Origin of the sequence: Nostoc sp. (genome assembly GCF_036917635.1) — a bacterium.
Lineage (GTDB): Bacteria > Cyanobacteriota > Cyanobacteriia > Cyanobacteriales > Nostocaceae > Nostoc.
Genome location: NZ_JBALCW010000029.1, coordinates 25558 through 41229, shown reverse-complemented (window position 1 = coordinate 41229; position 15672 = coordinate 25558). Strand labels below are relative to the sequence as shown.

Sequence of the window (15672 nt, the reverse complement as noted above, 5' to 3'; positions counted from 1 at the left end):
ACAATAGCTAGAGATATTTTTGAGATTCAATGTTTACTTGATTTTTAACTTACTAAATCAACCAAGGCATTGCTCTGAAAGCGGACTATAGATGAAACTGAGCAACCGCGATAATTCTCGGAGGTGAATACTGATAGTGTGATATTAGCTTGACCGGGATCTAATATGCGTTTTACCTTGCAGGTTTGCATTTTATTATTGCAGTAAGCAATAATGCGATCGCCAGCCTTTACTTCCAACGCTTGAATTTTCAATTAATACCAACCTTGCCAGGAATTTGCTTCGTTAAAGGAAAAATATATTGCTATATTTCACTTTCCTCAACAATAGCAATGTTTATTTAAGTATAACACAAAAATTAAAGTATTTAATCGTATCAATTTAATCTTGATAATGTCAAGTTTATTTATGCTCAAAACGCTATATAAATGCTGGATTTTCAGAAAATAAGCATAAAATCCCGACCTTCGCGCAGCCTCTAGGCCGGAAGCCTCATTTAAAAAATTCAGATAGTGGGAAACCTCCCATGCAATTTCTCTGGAGCTAAATTTTTTCGAGTCCAGATTTTTTACTTCTATGTTTTTGTTACAATTAATGAAATTTTTACCTAAAAATACCATTATGTCTTTATATGCTGAATTACATAGACATCTGGGCGGCTCGGTCGTACCAAGAGTTCTATGGCGATATTTCGAGCGACATTCTTCGGAGTTGATTTCCGGCTTTGTTGACTATTCACAATTTGAGGATTTTTACACCCGTCCACGCAACACCCTGGATGAGTATCTAGAATTACACACCTTGGTAGAAAGTGTGCAAACTGTTGAGACTTTACCTTACTTTATCTATCGCTTGGTGCGGGGTGCTTACATCTTTGAAAATTTGGCTTATCTGGAACTACGCTACACTCCCTATTTGCGGACACCTGAGCATCTGAGTCAATCCGAAAGAATTGACAAGATGGCAGAAATTGTCCAAGTAGTAGGGCTTGCTAGCAACCAGCCAGAATATCCGATTGTTACTAGCCAAATTCTCTGTATGCATACGCGCCTACCTTATGAGGTGAACAAGGCGATTGTTGATTTAGCGGCGCAAAATAAGCAGTATGTCTGTGCAGTAGATGTAGCCGGGGGTGATAGCTATTATGCCGATCGCTTAGAAGAATGGATTAGCTTATATGATTATGCGCGATCGCAGGGCGTTAAAACCACTGGACATCTATATGAAACCACTGCTGGCTGTTACCCCGAACTGTTACCCTATCTCATGCGAATCGGTCACGGCATCCAAATTCCCCTACTATATCCAGAGTTACTTAATGATGTAGCTAGACGCGGACAGTGTTTAGAAGTTTGCCCCACAACTTACCTGAAAACTGGTACTTTACAGGATATACGTCAACTCAAATTAGTTTTTGACCGTTGTTTTGAAGCTGGGGTAGATATCGCTATCTGTACTGACAATGCTGGATTGCACAATGTGCGTCTGCCGTTTGAGTATGAGAATCTCTTGACTTACGACATTATTAATTTTGCACAACTACAAGCTTGTCAGGATGCAGCTTTCCGTCATGCTTTTGCTTGGCCTTACACTCAACGTCCCGCATCCCTGTTGAATGGGTTACTGAAACCTGAATCACCTAAAATTTTGGCAACAAGAAATAGTAATTAACCACCACCTAGAGGTAAGCAGAAAGTAAGATGATTTAATGTTAATTAATGTTGCAATCAGTGACTTTTTTTTGATGCTCTAGAGTTGTACTAAATTGTCAAAAAGCTCATTAAAATGCTCTAAACTTCACCAAAATAAGTAAGATTTTCTTGTAAAATCAATCTAAATTAATGCTGAAAACCAAGGCTTAAATATAAAACCTCACCCTGCCTCCGGCTTCCCTCTCCGAACTCACAGAGAGGGATTGAGAGTGAGGTTTTATCTTGTGTTTAATTACGCCTACTTACTTAATATTTTGTTAATATTGTTTGTGAATGTCATAATTCACCCAGTAGCTAAAAGGTAACGTCTACGTAAGATAAAACCAATCCCAATTACACATATACCGAATAATGTTGCGTTAGTTCTTGGTTCTGGAGTTTTTTGCGGTGTCTGGAAGGAACCACTCAAAAAAGCTTGACCAATCAATGGAGCAGTTGGAGCTTGATCGAGTGGCTCAATTTCACTAAAGTTTAATATGCCTGTAGCACCCGTAAACCTGCCTGCACCACCAGTAATTGTTATAGTACCAGAACCTACTAATTTGCGGTTGATAAAGTCGAATGAAACAGTAGCGCTACTGCTGCCAAATAATTTATCATCGCCACTGCCAAAAAACTCATCTCTGCCGATTGGCAAGCCTTGTAAACCAAATTTTGCTGGGTCTTGCAAGAATACGAGATTACCAGTATTGGGATCAGTTCGGCTGTAGTTATTTATGCTTGAAAAGTTACTCAGACCGTAAGGAGCATCAGAATTAAAGCCGGAGACAAATGCTTTTGATACGTCGGTCGATGGGATAGGTGTAAGAGTGACTTCCGTGTTGTATACTACATCAAATGGATAAATAGTCTGGGCGATCGCTTTTGTCGGACTCGCACCCACACTAATTAAAGACAAAACTAGCCCAACAAGACATATACTGTGCGATCGCAGTGTCATTTGAAGACCTCTACTATAACGACAACGAGCAGAATCTTTGTGCTATGAGCTAGAGAATCAATTTTCTAGCAAGTAAATAGAATACCAATTTTTAATTCGTAGTTCGCCATAAATGCTACCATGTCAGCGAGAAAAATTTATTCTAAATTCGCTTCCTCTTCTCGCTCAACTTCCTCACTTCCCCTGCACCCAGAAGCTATAAACTATAATTTATGGCATCTACTATTCAAGCTCTACCAACAGAAGTCGTATATCTCATTACAGCTGGTGAGGTAATCGACTCTTTAGCTTCTGTGGTACGGGAATTGGTAGAAAATTCCCTAGACGCAGGTGCAACAAGAATTGTGGTTTCTTTATGGCCGCAACAATGGCGAATTCGTGTTGCAGATAATGGTTGTGGAATGAACCTAGATGATTTGCAACAAGCAGCCACAGCCCACAGCACCAGTAAAATTCGCTCTAGTGCCGATTTATGGAAAATTAACAGTTTGGGGTTTCGTGGTGAGGCGTTACATAGCTTAACGACTTTGGCAGATTTAGAAATTTTGAGTCGTCCTGTGGGTGGAAAATTAGGATGGCGGATTAGCTATAGCGATGGCGGGGAAGTTGGGCAAGTTGAAGTAACTGCGATCGCACCTGGTACAGTAGTGACAGTTTCTCATCTTTTCGGTAATTGCTCATCTCGTCGTCAGGGATTGCCCACAGCAGCACAGCAAATGAAAGCCGTGCAAGCTACAATTCACCAAATCGCCCTGTGTCATCCCCACGTCACCTGGCAAGTTTGCCAAAATGACCGTCAATGGTTCACCATCTCTCCAGCAGCCACAACTGGGCAACTACTATCGCAGATTTTACCCCAAGTCCGACAAGGTGACTTGCAAGAAATCAAACTCGAAATACCCAACCCTCTAAACTCCTCACCCCTAACTCCTAACTCCGCACTAAATTTAGTGGTAGGATTACCCGATCGCACTCATCGTCATCGTCCAGATTGGGTACGTGTAGCCATTAACGGCAGGATGGTTAAAACACCAGAACTAGAGCAAACAATATTATCAGCATTTCACAGAACATTACCACGCGATCGCTATCCAATTTGTTTCTTACATCTTGCCATTTCCCCCGGTCAAATTAACTGGAATCGCAATCCAGCAAAAACAGAAATTTACCTCAACGAAATCATTTATTGGCAAGAGCAAATTACCCAAGCAATTAACCAAGCACTCAGCATTTCTTCTAACAATCTCAAAGAAGCTGTCCACACAACACGAGTGAGTAAATTACTCAAAGCCGCAGAAGCCAAAGGCGGCTACAATTTCAATCCTCAAAATCCTAACAAAAATCTCAAAACTCCTAACTCCTTAAAAGCTGTCGCTCAAGTTAGTAACACCTATATTGTGGCAGAACATCCAAATGGTATGTGGTTAGTGGAACAGCACATTGCCCATGAGCGAGTTTTGTATGAGCAATTATCTGATAATTGGCAACTTGTCCCCATCGAACCGGCAATCATTCTTTATCAATTGTCGCCAGCGCAAGTATCGCAACTGCAACGCATCAGTTTAGAAATAGAACCCTTTGGCGAACAACTTTGGGTAGTGCGAAACATCCCCGCACCTTTGCAGCAGCGAGACGACTGTGCAGAAGCAATTTTAGAACTTAGTTGGGGAGGCGATTTACAAACAGCCCAAGTAGCTGTCGCCTGTCGCAGTGCTATTCGTAATGGTACACCCATGAATCAACAAGAAATGCAGACACTTTTAGATAATTGGCAACGCACTCGCAACCCTCGCACCTGTCCCCACGGACGCCCAATTTATCTATCTTTAGAAGAATCAGCTTTAGCCCGGTTTTTCCGGCGTAATTGGGTAATTGGTAAAAGTCACGGAATTTGATATTTTTATTTTAATTACCTTAACTGTTAACAATCTGTTCCACCGCAACAGAAATATCTGGAAATGCCAGAGGTTGAATTGTTCCCGCAGTCAATGTTAGTTTTGTCGCGTACTCTCCGTCTAAGATTTCTCGAAACACCACTAAGTGGAGCTTTTTGAGATTGACAACCCAATACTCTAAAATACCTGCTTCTGCGTAGATTTTGCTTTTTCTCTCTAAATGTTTTTCTAAACTGGAGTTAGCATACTCAATCAACCAGAAAATATTTTCTGGATAGGGATGATGCACTCGATACTCGCGTCCTAAACGTTGGACAATGGCAATATCTGGTTCTGGTTCCGAGTCGTTGGGTAATGTGATAGGCTTGGCTTGACGTATGGTAGTTTACCTAACAAATTCGTTAGATAATCTGCCGATTCATGACTACAATAAGCATGGGGTTCCCCTTCCGCCGACATTTCGACAATTTCTCCCTTAAGTAATTCTACTTTGCGATCGCTCAAAATCCCAGCATCAATCATGCGGTGATATTCGTCAATCGTCCACTTTGCAACAATAACAGTCATGACGATTGATTCCTCCCAATAATTATTAATATTTTTCCATCTTAAACGTATTTAAAAGGAAGTTTAAAATATTATCCTAACAACACAAAAACTCCACTCTTTCAAAGTAAGTGGAGTAATTAATCTTAGACTAGGAGTAATGAATTATCGCTATTCGAGTATTTCTATTTACACTGCAAAATCTAAATTAATCTAAAGCTTTCTTAAGTTCGTCTTTAATGTTTTCTACAGTGTGAGCAACTTGTGCTTCGGCTTGCTTTGTTTGTCCTTCAGCTTTATCTTGTGGATTCCCGGTTATTTCGCCCACAACCTCTTGAATTTTGCCTTCAATATTTTTTGCAGTAGCTTCTACTCTTTTTTCGGCACTCATGATTTTTATTTCTAGCTTGTAGTTGATTAAGCTATTACACAAACTAACAATAGTGTATTATTTTCGACTTCCATCAACCGATACAATAATTTAGGAGATTATGTATCTTAAGATAGATACGGGTACGACAGAATAACCAACTCAAAAAATATGAAAATATTATAAATTATAAATTCGCAGTGTCTAAATCCCCAATTTCTCAAATAAATCGGCGATCTAACTTTTAACGAAGGATTTAAGGCCGCTATATGCAGCTTCATAGAGAATTAGTATAAGTCAAAGCAAATTTTCAACAAAAGGAAAGTAAAGGAGTGACAACAAAACGTCAAAAAAATATATGGATAAGTCAGATTATTGACATTATTCGGGCTGCTTGCAAAAATGTATTATCTTGTTTTTGTACTGAATATGGTAAATAGGTAGATGCAGACAGATTAATTTTTTCACACCAGTTAGAAGGAGAAATCAATGCTCCTTCTAACTGGTTTCATAGACAACTATCTCTACTCAGACGTTATGAGCTACACACCTACAGGAGTCTTAGCCCCTTCTGCTGGCTGTCTACCATCTGGTCCGAGTGCTTCGCCTTCAATGAATGAGCGTAGCATCCAAGCCATTTCCTCATGCTGTTCCATCAGTCCAGTCAGAAAGTCAGCAGTTCCCTGATCGTGGAACTGGTCACCAGACTGATCTACATGGTCTCTTAAGTTACGAATAACCTGCTCGTGATCATTCACTAGATTAGATACCATCCCCGTTGCTGTGGGAACATTACCAGCATGTTCCTTGAGGCTAGCAATCTTGAGAAATCCTTCCATTGTGCCAACAGGATAACCTCCCAAAGCACGCGTCCGCTCTGCCAAAGCATCAATATTTAGAGTCAGGGTTTGGTAGTGTTCTTCCCAAAGCTGGTGCAAAGAGCGGAACTGAGGCCCAACGACATCCCAGTGATACTTTTTGGTTTTCACCAACAGTAGATAAGCATCTGCCAAATCTTGGTTTAACAGATTAATTACACCTTGACGCTGTTCTTCAGTCAAACCAATGTTTATCGAACGCATTGTTTTCCATCCCTAAGCAAACTTATCTATTAACTTCTCAAATTTTAGACAGATTCCACATCAACCAAAGGTAACATTTTCGGCTGAAATTAATTACTATATTTATAATTATGCCTATGTCTTAATAGGTAGTAGTAAGTCAATATTCTAGTAAATAGCAAATTTTATTGATTTTTTCGGCTACAACAATAAAATATACATCTAGGAATCGTATTTGATTTTTGAAATTATCTACGTAGGCGGGGAGTGGGGAGTAGGGAATTAGGCTTTTCGAGTTGTACTGAGGTTTTTCAGAAATAAAATATTAGTCCTATATACTAATTATTAATTAAGATATCTTTAACCAAAAATATGCACGCCCTATTTTACCATAGATGCTCAGGGCGAACATATTTTTATAATTAAATTGTAGTCCTCACCTTAACAGTACTAATTAGTAATGGGTCACTGCATTTATGCAATCACCCATTACTAACGAAAAATTACCAGAACTATTAATTGAGTTACTTACCTGTAACTTTCTCTAACACCTTCTTTATATTTTCTTCGACAGATGTTGAAGCCTGTGAATTTTCTGGACGCTTCTGCTTGTCAATATCAGCAGCTCCCTGAACCTCATTAAGTCCTTCGTTAGTCTCTTTTTGAGTCTTTTTCAATCCTATTGGTGGCTCTTGACCAGCTTTGTCAGTTTTGGCCTGAATGTCAAGCAGTTGTGTAGTACCTTCGGTAGGTTCACTTTGATAGCTATCGATCGCAAAAGCAGGAAAAGCACTAGATAACAATAGTAAGGCGCAAGTAAAAGCCACAACTAGGAAGCGTACTGGACTTAAGACAGAAGCAATAAATTTCATTTGAAATCCTCGATAACAGCTTTAACAATGCAGAACTTTGACTGAAATAGCGGCATATCGCACCTTACTTGGTAAAGAGCAATAATAAAAATAGCCAGCTAGGCTTCAATCTGAAAGTCCTTTATAAACGAACCTGACGAAGAAATTGTCAAAGAATTTCTGCATCGAACTAGTTAAGGGATAAAAAGCAAATACCACCTTAATTCTTTAGCAAAATCATTAGGTTTTTTATTGACAATCTTCTGTCAAGGTTCCCTGTTTTTACTTGTACTTTGAAAATACTAACCCCTGCATCAATCTCTAGAGTGAAATTTACTATATCTTTAGTTATAAATAAAATCAGTCTCTAGGTATATCGACTTAATATAGTTTTACCAAGTTAATGGCTTTACTATTATCTTAAGTTAGCTCGACTTTATCCAATCACTAGAAGGGAACATGGCACAATAACTGGAGTTGCTAGCCATGAAGCCTGCCAAATGTGCCATTTCGTAAAAAAGTGCGGTGAGGAGGTTGTAGTGACCGTAGGCGTCTGAGTTTGTTGTGTACCGGGAAGCGGTGCTGCTGAGGGTTTGGCTGAATTCGGTGGGTCGATGAACCAGAAAACAGAAAACCGCAATTTCTTCTAAACTTGATAAGTCTGCCTTATTACTTCTTCTATTGAACTTAGGCGATGAAACATTTCTATTAATTCATGGGTTCTTGTTTTTCGCATCGCCAGCATTGCTTTTAACGGCGTTAAATAATCAACATCTGGGTCATCTCCCAAAGCAACTTCGGCTGCTTGCAAGACTTTTGTCGCATTTCCAAAAATATCCTCGTTGTCAAACCCTTCTTTTGCCGAAAGTTGGTGTAATGCTGCATCGGGTACAGTTTCTCTACCCAGCAAGGTTTTATCTAACACCAAACCTTTTAATAATGTCAGTAAAGCTGCATAGATTAAAAAGTTATCACAACTATCACAAGCCTTAAATTCAATGCGTCCCACTTCAGCCGGAATCCGAGCGATTTTTGTTAATGAAGGTGTGCTATCAATTAGTTGTTCTTGTTTTTGAACAAAAACTAGGGCTGCTGGTCTTTTCCCTGTTCTCACAAATGTCCTTACTGATAGCCCATCCCATAAACCTCCTTTATAAAAAGGGGAACTATAACTAAAAGGGACGATATAGGGACTATAATAAGTTAATTTTCTGCCAATATCAATCACATCTTCAGTAGACAAATTTACCACTGAAATATTTAAATCAGGCCCATAAGACACCATGTGAATATTAGCAGTTTGTTCGTCAGGATAAGCCTGTAGCTCTTGAATTTCGTAATCGTTTAATGGGGGATGAGGTTCAAAAACCGGATTATAGGGATTAAAACTGACTAAAACTGGTGAGAAACCAAAGTTAGCAGCAACCTCACGTAGTAAGTGAAAACTTTCTGATAATTCAGTAATAGCGCCTTGAATGTCAGAATGTATAGTCGTTCTAATTTCAATACCTTTAACATGACAGTCTATCACCTTGTCGGAATCTGCAAATCTTTCAAATCCCTCAATGTACCATCTCTTCATCTTAATACCCGCATCCCCTATGCGTAGTTGAGGATAGTCGCTGGGGTATGTAGGTAGCTTTTCAATAATTTGATTTAAATCAGCAAATTGGGTGCGGGAAAAATCAGCAAACTTTCCTTCTTTGTTTAGAAAAGCGACTTCATGCTCAATGCCAAATAAAAACATTATGTATACCTTTATTGTGTAGGTGCGTAACCACTTGTAGACGATAGTTCCTCATAAAAAACAGCCTTTGTAAGAAAAATTTGTAGTAATAATTTAATCAAATTTGTAAGAGATGCCTAGGGTAGGCTCAAATGATTTCGGGTCTACTATAATTAATTATATTTGCTGCCTCAAGCTGACAAGTTCTAGCCCAGAGCGGTATTAGTAGTGTTTCTTGAATGATGCTGAGGTGAACTTTGGTTTTATTTATGAATACCTCCAGAACACAGATTAAATTTCCCTTTTCAGTTTTAAGTAGAAAAAATTCTGAAGATTCCTCTCAAATGGATTTTACCCCAAGACCGACTGTTGCGATTTGAAAACTTTTCTGGTTTATGTTTTGAGGTAGCGAAGCCTACGCGGTTTCTGATTATTCTCTGCTGTCTCACTATCTTCATAATCACTGGGTAGGATAGCTTAGTAGTAACTCAGGAAAGCTTGAGACGTGATGTTTATGACAAGTACCGTTCAATCCCCCTACAGCAGCGATATTATTGCCGCTTGGTTGCGTGGACTGCTCACCATTGCTTGGGCAGATGGTAATTTTGACGATCAAGAACAGGAATTAATTGCTACCATCACCAAAGATGAATTAGCTCCCAAGATTCAATGCGACTCACTAGAGGTAATTACGCCACAAGAATTAGCCGCAGTGTTGGGTAAAGGTACACCAGCTGCGGAAAATTTTTTAAGGACAGGGATAATGGTAGCGATCGCAGATGGCACTTATTCTCCCAGCGAAGATCGGGTTCTGCATCAGTTCTGCCAAGCCTTAGAACAGCCAGAGAATTTACTAGAAGCCCTTCGCCACACCCTAGAACACCCACAGCTTACCCCCACTATCGCCAGCCCTGTGCTTACAAAGCGTCAAATTGACGCACTACGCCCCCTGCGCGACTGGCTGGATAGGCTAGATATTCAAGACCCAAGAGTAGCCCGGTTTTTGTGTAAAATGATTCCCTCCCAGTGTCCCTTTGAGCGGGATGTTACCTTATTTGGACACAAGATTGTCCACATACCGCCGATGTGTAAAATTAACCCCTTGTATGAGCAACTGGTGGGCTTACGTTTCCGCGCCCTCTGCTATCTGGCAGATAAATGCGGTGAAGATGTTTCACCATATATTTAGTTAAAGTGAAGAGTGAGGAGTTATAATTTTAACTCCTAATTCCTAACTCCTCACTTTTCACTATTATTTAAGTATGCAATTTATCGACCAAGCAAAAATTGAAGTTGAAGCTGGTAAGGGTGGCGATGGTATTGTCGCCTTCCGGCGGGAGAAATACGTGCCAACTGGTGGCCCCTCTGGTGGTAATGGGGGAAGAGGCGGTTCGGTATTTTTCGTTGCCGACGAAAACCTGCAAACCTTGCTGGACTTCAGATATAACCATCGCTTTCAGGCAGAAAAAGGCACTCGTGGTGGGCCAAATAACTGCACTGGAGCAGCAGGAAAGGATTTAATCATCGAAGTTCCCTGTGGTACGACCATTTATGATGCTGAAACTGCCGAATTGTTGGGTGATTTAATTGAGCCTAAGCAGAGTTTGCTGATTGCCCAAGGTGGTAAAGGTGGACTAGGAAATCAGCATTTCTTGAGTAACCGTAACCGCGCCCCAGAATACGCCCTCCCAGGATTACCAGGGGAAATAAGGCAGCTGCGCCTAGAGTTGAAACTTTTGGCAGAAGTAGGGATTATTGGCTTACCAAATGCTGGTAAATCCACTCTAATTTCATCTTTATCAGCAGCACGTCCAAAAATAGCAGACTACCCTTTTACTACCCTCATCCCAAATTTGGGTGTAGTACGAAAACCTACTGGCGATGGTACTGTTTTCGCCGACATTCCCGGATTAATTGAGGGAGCGGCTCACGGTGCAGGGTTGGGACACGATTTTTTACGTCATATCGAGCGCACGCGAGTGCTACTTCATCTAATTGATGCCACTAGCGATGATGTGGTTAGAGATTATAACACAATTAAAGAAGAATTACAAGCTTATGGACGGGGTTTAGCAGAACGTCCGCAAATTTTGGCGCTGAACAAAATTGATGCAGTTGATCGGGAAACTGTCGATTTGGAGGCGTTAGCTACCCAACTTAATCATCTCTCATACGCGCCGGTTTTTGTGATTTCAGCAGTTACCCGCACCGGGTTAGAGCCGATGTTACAGGAAATTTGGGGAATTCTCGACCAAATGAAGGTTCCTCAAGAAGTGGAGGTATTTAGATAATTCGTAATTCGTAATTCGTAATTCGTAATTAAGCTAAAACACATCTAATTTGCATATCAAAATTTTCTTAATATCTGCCCTGATCATGCAATTTGAATGCCGATTAGCTTACTACTTCCAAAGGGTTTGAAACGGAAGTAGGTGCTGGCATCGGAAATAGTGTGTTTTTACTTATGATATTAAAATTACGAATTACCTTAGCGACGCAGGAACGTTATTGTCAATTACGAATTAGAATTATGTATCCTGAATCAGGGGAATCTTAATCACAAACTCAGCGCCTTGTCCTAGCTGCGAAATACATTCTAAGGAACCGCCATGTCTTTCTGTAATGATCTGGTAGCTGATGGCAAGTCCCATTCCCGTACCTTTGCCGATGGGCTTGGTGGTAAAGAAGGGGTCAAATAGTTGTTTTTTAGCATTTTCTGGTATTCCCAATCCATTGTCGGCAATGCTAATTGTTACCTGATTTTGCTCTTGTAGTTGAGTGCAAATGCAAATTGTTGGAATTGGACATTGGACATTGGGAATCCCTTCAGCAACTCTTAGAGACGCTAGGCTCACGCTCAGGGCAAGTGGGCATTGGTCAATAATCACTAGTTCTTCTCCCCCTGCTCCCCCTACTCCCCCTACTCCCCCTGCTCCCTCATCCCCACTCCCCACTCCCTCTTCTAAAGCATCGATCGCATTTGACAAAATATTCATGAATACTTGATTTAGCTGCCCTGGGTAACATTCAACCATCGGTAGTTTGCCGTATTCTTTGATTATTTCAATTGCCCCGCGTTGGTCATTACCCTTGAGGCGGTTTTGCAAAATCATCAGAGTACTGTCGATTCCCTCATGGATATCAACAGCTTTCATTTCGGCTTCATCCAAGCGCGAAAAAGTTCTCAGGGAAAGCACAATCTCTCGAATGCGGTCTGCCCCAACTTTCATTGAGTTGATTATTTGTGGCAAATCTGATTTCAAAAAGTCCAGTTCGATTAATTGTGCAAAATCCTGAATCTCTAGCACAGGTTCAGGATAATGATTTTGGTAAAGTTGCAAAAGTGAAAGTAAATCTTGGGTGTATTCCTTGGCAGGAGCGAGGTTGCCATAGATAAAATTGACCGGGTTGTTGATTTCGTGTGCCACTCCTGCGACTAGTTGACCCAAACTGGACATCTTTTCACTTTGAATTAAGTGAGTTTGGGTGTTTTGAAGTTCGCGGAGTGCAACTTTAAGTTCTTCGGCTTGTTTTCTTAGTTGCGCTTCCGACTTTAGCAGGGCTTCTTTAGCTTGTTTAGGTTCTGTAATATCCCTAGCGACAGCTACCCGACAGAAAGGCTCTCCTGTTTCAGGATGTTTTACCATAAACAGGCTGCAATCAGTAGGAATTTCTATGCCCGTTTGAAAATGCCTATGGCGAAACTCACCTTGCCAGGAACCATGTTGAAGCATCAAAGGAAAAATTTGTTGCTGAAACTCTGCAAAAGCTTCTGGTGAATGAAAATCACCCACGGGCTTGGTTTTGGCTTCTTCCAGGCTACTAAGCCCTACCATCTTGAGTCCGGCAGGGTTCACATAGACAACTTGCCCTTCCATTGAAGAAATGCCAATAAAGTCACTGCTGTTTTCAACCAACGCTACAAATTTTTGCTGTTCCTCTTCAGCTCGTTTGCGTTCTGTAATGTCTAACACCATTGAGGCAATGCCAATTATCTGGCCATCAGGAGCCACTAACGGGTTGTTATACCACTCACAGACCATCGTTCTGCCATCTTTAGTGACGTTCTCGTTGACACTAATACTTCCTCCACTTTGTGTTAACAGGGCAGTGATAATCTCATTTACGTGCTTTCTGGCGTTTTCAGATATTATGATCTCAAAGTTATTCCCCAGCATTTCCTCTGTGGTGTAGCCAAAGATTCTTTCTGCTGCCCGATTCCATGTCTGAATCTCAAAGTTGGTATTCCATTCAATAATGGCTAAAGGTGTTTGTTCAATCAGCAACGCCAGTCTTTGCTGTGAAGCCCTAAGTTCTGCCTCTGCTTGCTTATATTCGGTAATGTCGCGGAAATACCAAATTCTACCGTAATCGTCTCTTAAAGGTGATGTCTCATCATCAGATCCTTGGTGTTTAAGGACGGGTGCAGAATAGCGCTCAAAAATCTTTCCAGACTTCAGCAAAATTTCATCACGGCTAGTTTTTTCTGGATGCTGGTAAAGATATTCCACCTTAGCTAAAAATTCATCTGGATTTACTACTTTGTCTACTACCCATTGGAGGACCTGGTGATCGTCGCCTGTTTGGAGTAGTGCCGCCGGAATTTGCCATAACTGGGAGAATTTTTGATTGGATGATGTAACTGTACGATTTTCATCAATAATTAGAATTCCGTCGATAGAAGCTTCTTGTTGAGCTTGCAGTACAGCATTAATGCGGTGTAGGTCTTTCTCTACTTGCTGGCGTAAGCGTTCGCGTGGCGTCTCTAAGAGTTGCTCGTCAAGATCGGTAATATCTGTAATACCAGGTACAGCCGGAACTTTAGCGGCTTCTTTGTGTAAAATGATGTCTCGAATAGTACCTACCAGAAATTTATTACCAGTCTCATCCTCAAAGCAAGACTTTTTTGTAGAGATAAGATGGGTTATACCCTGAGCATCGGTAAAAAAATCGTGGCTCTCATTAGCAATATTTGTCGTGAAAACCAGTTCATCTTTTTCCCGGAACACATCGGCTTCTGCTTGAGAAAAAAAATCATAGTCTGACTTACCAATTAATTCTTCTCGGCTATGACCGACAAAATCACAGTAGGCATCGTTAAGTAATACCCAGCGATGTTGACGGTCTTTGACAAAAATTAGGTCAGATATGTTATCGATAATCTGATGCAGAAATGCTGGGGAGAAGTTTTGCTGCGTGTTTTGTTTTTCCACGGGGTTATTTAAAAATCTAGGATGGTTCATACCCGAATTTATCTTTAAAATTGAGCAATAAAGAAACCTCTCCCTGGCTTTAAGTAGGTAGGCGTAATTAAATATAAGAGCAAACCTCACCCTCAATCCCTCTCCTTATTATTGTCGGGGTCAGCCGGATAGAGGGTGAGGTTTTATATTTAATTTGACCTACTTACTTACTAGATAAAATCGTCCCTCTCGCTCGTCGGGGAGGGATACACTTTAATGGAAGTTCAAGCCAGAGAGAGGTTTGGCGAACTCACGTTTATTTAGCTTTGTGTGTGCCAGTAGTAGTAGTATTTATTATTCCCAGACTAAATATAGGTTGCAACAAGCAAACCAATACTAACTTTTGGTGTTTCCAGGAGACTAGGGACTGGAAGATTTTGTTCAAAGATGCTAGGCGATCGCCTAGCATCAACTGTGGCAGGGCTTTTTTAACTAGCAGGATTGATACAAAACCGATTAGTGCTTGCTGTATCGTCAAATTCCTAGACTAGACTAGAACCACAGGGCAACAATCATAGGAATATTATGATGAGCGATCGCGACTACACATTAATCATTGACAAAAGTGGTAGTATGTCCACACCCGATCAAGTGGGTGGTAGAAGTAGATGGGAGATAGCCCAAGAATCTACTCTGGCTTTGGCAATAAAGGCCGAACAGTTTGACCCCGATGGCATTACCGTGTACGTGTTTTCCGGTAGATTTAAACGCTATGATGATGTCACTTCTGCTAAAGTGGCACAAATATTTCTTGAAAATGACCCTTCTGGGACAACAAACTTAGCAGGTGTACTTCAGGATGCACTCAATAACTACTTTCAACGCAAAGCTGCCGGCAAAAGCAAGCCAAACGGAGAGACAATTTTAGTCATCACCGATGGTGAACCAGACGATCGCAAAGCTGTGTTTGAAGTGATCATTCATGCGACTCGCCAGATGGAACGTGATGAAGAATTAGGAATTTCCATCGTTCAAGTGGGTTCAGATGCCCAAGCAACTAAGTTCCTCAAAGCTTTAGACGATCAGTTGCAAAGTGTCGGTGCTAAATTTGATATTTGTGACACGGTTACTTTAGACGATTTAGAAGAAATGAGCCTTGTAGATGTCTTGACGAACGCAATAACTGACTAATGTGTTGATCGCCCATAGTCCAGTAACCAATTTTAGATTTTAGATTTTAAATTTTGGATTGAAGAATTCAAAATTTTAATTTGGTTTCAGAGCGACTAATCTCAACTATAAAAAAATCTCAAATCGCAAATTTATTGATCGTGCGTAAAACCTCATCCCAAGAGTGGGTTCTGTTTCCTAGTTACAAGCCACATCCC

13 protein-coding genes and 1 pseudogene are annotated in these 15672 nt (G+C 40.7%); 5 read left to right on the top strand and 9 right to left on the bottom strand.

Annotated features, from left to right (window positions below; translation table 11 throughout):
- Positions 1-44: 44 nt before the first annotated feature.
- On the bottom strand, positions 45-254 hold the full coding sequence (locus V7K32_RS08660) for a hypothetical protein (RefSeq protein WP_094352741.1): 210 nt from the start codon (positions 252-254) through the stop codon (positions 45-47).
- Positions 255-621: 367 nt separating this feature from the next.
- Here V7K32_RS08660 and V7K32_RS08655 point away from each other — a divergent pair, with 367 nt between their 5' ends.
- Positions 622-1671, top strand: a complete 1050-nt coding sequence (locus V7K32_RS08655) for an adenosine deaminase (RefSeq protein ID WP_334992169.1) — start codon at positions 622-624, stop codon at positions 1669-1671.
- A 324-nt stretch (positions 1672-1995) separates the two neighbouring features.
- On the opposite strand, the gene V7K32_RS08650 is transcribed toward V7K32_RS08655, so the two are convergent.
- Positions 1996-2652, bottom strand: coding sequence for a hypothetical protein (locus V7K32_RS08650; RefSeq protein ID WP_334992167.1), 657 nt, complete (start codon positions 2650-2652; stop codon positions 1996-1998).
- Positions 2653-2864: 212 nt separating this feature from the next.
- On the opposite strand from V7K32_RS08650, the gene mutL reads away from it, so the two are divergent.
- Positions 2865-4547, top strand: a complete 1683-nt coding sequence (mutL, locus tag V7K32_RS08645; RefSeq protein WP_334992165.1) for a DNA mismatch repair endonuclease MutL — start codon at positions 2865-2867, stop codon at positions 4545-4547.
- 19 nt (positions 4548-4566) lie between these two features.
- On the opposite strand, the pseudogene V7K32_RS08640 reads toward mutL, so the two are convergent.
- The 5 genes and pseudogenes from V7K32_RS08640 to V7K32_RS08620 all read right to left on the bottom strand — a co-directional run bounded on the left by V7K32_RS08640 (position 4567) and on the right by V7K32_RS08620 (position 9122).
- Positions 4567-5114, bottom strand: a pseudogene (locus V7K32_RS08640) (Uma2 family endonuclease).
- Between the two features lie 187 nt (positions 5115-5301).
- Complete coding sequence (locus V7K32_RS08635; RefSeq protein ID WP_229455865.1) at positions 5302-5484, bottom strand: CsbD family protein; 183 nt, start codon at positions 5482-5484, stop codon at positions 5302-5304.
- Positions 5485-6005: 521 nt separating this feature from the next.
- The gene (locus tag V7K32_RS08630) at positions 6006-6545 is read right to left on the bottom strand and encodes a Dps family protein (protein WP_229468618.1); all 540 of its coding nucleotides are present in this window, start codon (positions 6543-6545) and stop codon (positions 6006-6008) included.
- A gap of 503 nt (positions 6546-7048) precedes the next feature.
- Complete coding sequence (locus tag V7K32_RS08625; protein WP_334881217.1) at positions 7049-7396, bottom strand: hypothetical protein; 348 nt, start codon at positions 7394-7396, stop codon at positions 7049-7051.
- Between the two features lie 625 nt (positions 7397-8021).
- Entirely contained in the window at positions 8022-9122 is a 1101-nt protein-coding gene (locus tag V7K32_RS08620; RefSeq protein ID WP_334992161.1) for a glutamate--cysteine ligase, read from the bottom strand.
- 493 nt (positions 9123-9615) lie between these two features.
- Here V7K32_RS08620 and V7K32_RS08615 point away from each other — a divergent pair, with 493 nt between their 5' ends.
- Positions 9616-10290 (top strand): Mo-dependent nitrogenase C-terminal domain-containing protein, encoded by a 675-nt coding sequence (locus V7K32_RS08615; protein ID WP_334992159.1) that lies wholly within the window; start codon positions 9616-9618, stop codon positions 10288-10290.
- Positions 10291-10363: 73 nt separating this feature from the next.
- On the top strand, positions 10364-11392 hold the full coding sequence (gene obgE, locus V7K32_RS08610; protein WP_334992157.1) for a GTPase ObgE: 1029 nt from the start codon (positions 10364-10366) through the stop codon (positions 11390-11392).
- A 237-nt stretch (positions 11393-11629) separates the two neighbouring features.
- On the opposite strand, the gene V7K32_RS08605 is transcribed toward obgE, so the two are convergent.
- Positions 11630-14344, bottom strand: coding sequence for a PAS domain S-box protein (locus V7K32_RS08605; RefSeq protein WP_334992155.1), 2715 nt, complete (start codon positions 14342-14344; stop codon positions 11630-11632).
- A 256-nt stretch (positions 14345-14600) separates the two neighbouring features.
- Entirely contained in the window at positions 14601-14822 is a 222-nt protein-coding gene (locus V7K32_RS08600) for a hypothetical protein (RefSeq protein WP_334992152.1), read from the bottom strand.
- 47 nt (positions 14823-14869) lie between these two features.
- On the opposite strand from V7K32_RS08600, the gene V7K32_RS08595 reads away from it, so the two are divergent.
- Entirely contained in the window at positions 14870-15475 is a 606-nt protein-coding gene (locus V7K32_RS08595) for a vWA domain-containing protein (RefSeq protein ID WP_334992151.1), read from the top strand.
- The last annotated feature ends 197 nt before the right edge of the window (positions 15476-15672 follow it).

What these genes read in the sequence shown, in the direction of transcription:
- V7K32_RS08655 (WP_334992169.1), top strand. Translation starts at nt 622, where the DNA reads ATGTCTTTATATGCTGAATTACATAGACATCTGGGCGGCTCGGTCGTA.
- V7K32_RS08650 (WP_334992167.1), bottom strand. Translation starts at nt 2,652, where the DNA reads ATGACACTGCGATCGCACAGTATATGTCTTGTTGGGCTAGTTTTGTCT.
- mutL (WP_334992165.1), top strand. Translation starts at nt 2,865, where the DNA reads ATGGCATCTACTATTCAAGCTCTACCAACAGAAGTCGTATATCTCATT.
- V7K32_RS08635 (WP_229455865.1), bottom strand. Translation starts at nt 5,484, where the DNA reads ATGAGTGCCGAAAAAAGAGTAGAAGCTACTGCAAAAAATATTGAAGGC.
- V7K32_RS08630 (WP_229468618.1), bottom strand. Translation starts at nt 6,545, where the DNA reads ATGCGTTCGATAAACATTGGTTTGACTGAAGAACAGCGTCAAGGTGTA.
- V7K32_RS08625 (WP_334881217.1), bottom strand. Translation starts at nt 7,396, where the DNA reads ATGAAATTTATTGCTTCTGTCTTAAGTCCAGTACGCTTCCTAGTTGTG.
- V7K32_RS08620 (WP_334992161.1), bottom strand. Translation starts at nt 9,122, where the DNA reads ATGTTTTTATTTGGCATTGAGCATGAAGTCGCTTTTCTAAACAAAGAA.
- V7K32_RS08615 (WP_334992159.1), top strand. Translation starts at nt 9,616, where the DNA reads ATGACAAGTACCGTTCAATCCCCCTACAGCAGCGATATTATTGCCGCT.
- obgE (WP_334992157.1), top strand. Translation starts at nt 10,364, where the DNA reads ATGCAATTTATCGACCAAGCAAAAATTGAAGTTGAAGCTGGTAAGGGT.
- V7K32_RS08605 (WP_334992155.1), bottom strand. Translation starts at nt 14,344, where the DNA reads ATGAACCATCCTAGATTTTTAAATAACCCCGTGGAAAAACAAAACACG.
- V7K32_RS08595 (WP_334992151.1), top strand. Translation starts at nt 14,870, where the DNA reads ATGATGAGCGATCGCGACTACACATTAATCATTGACAAAAGTGGTAGT.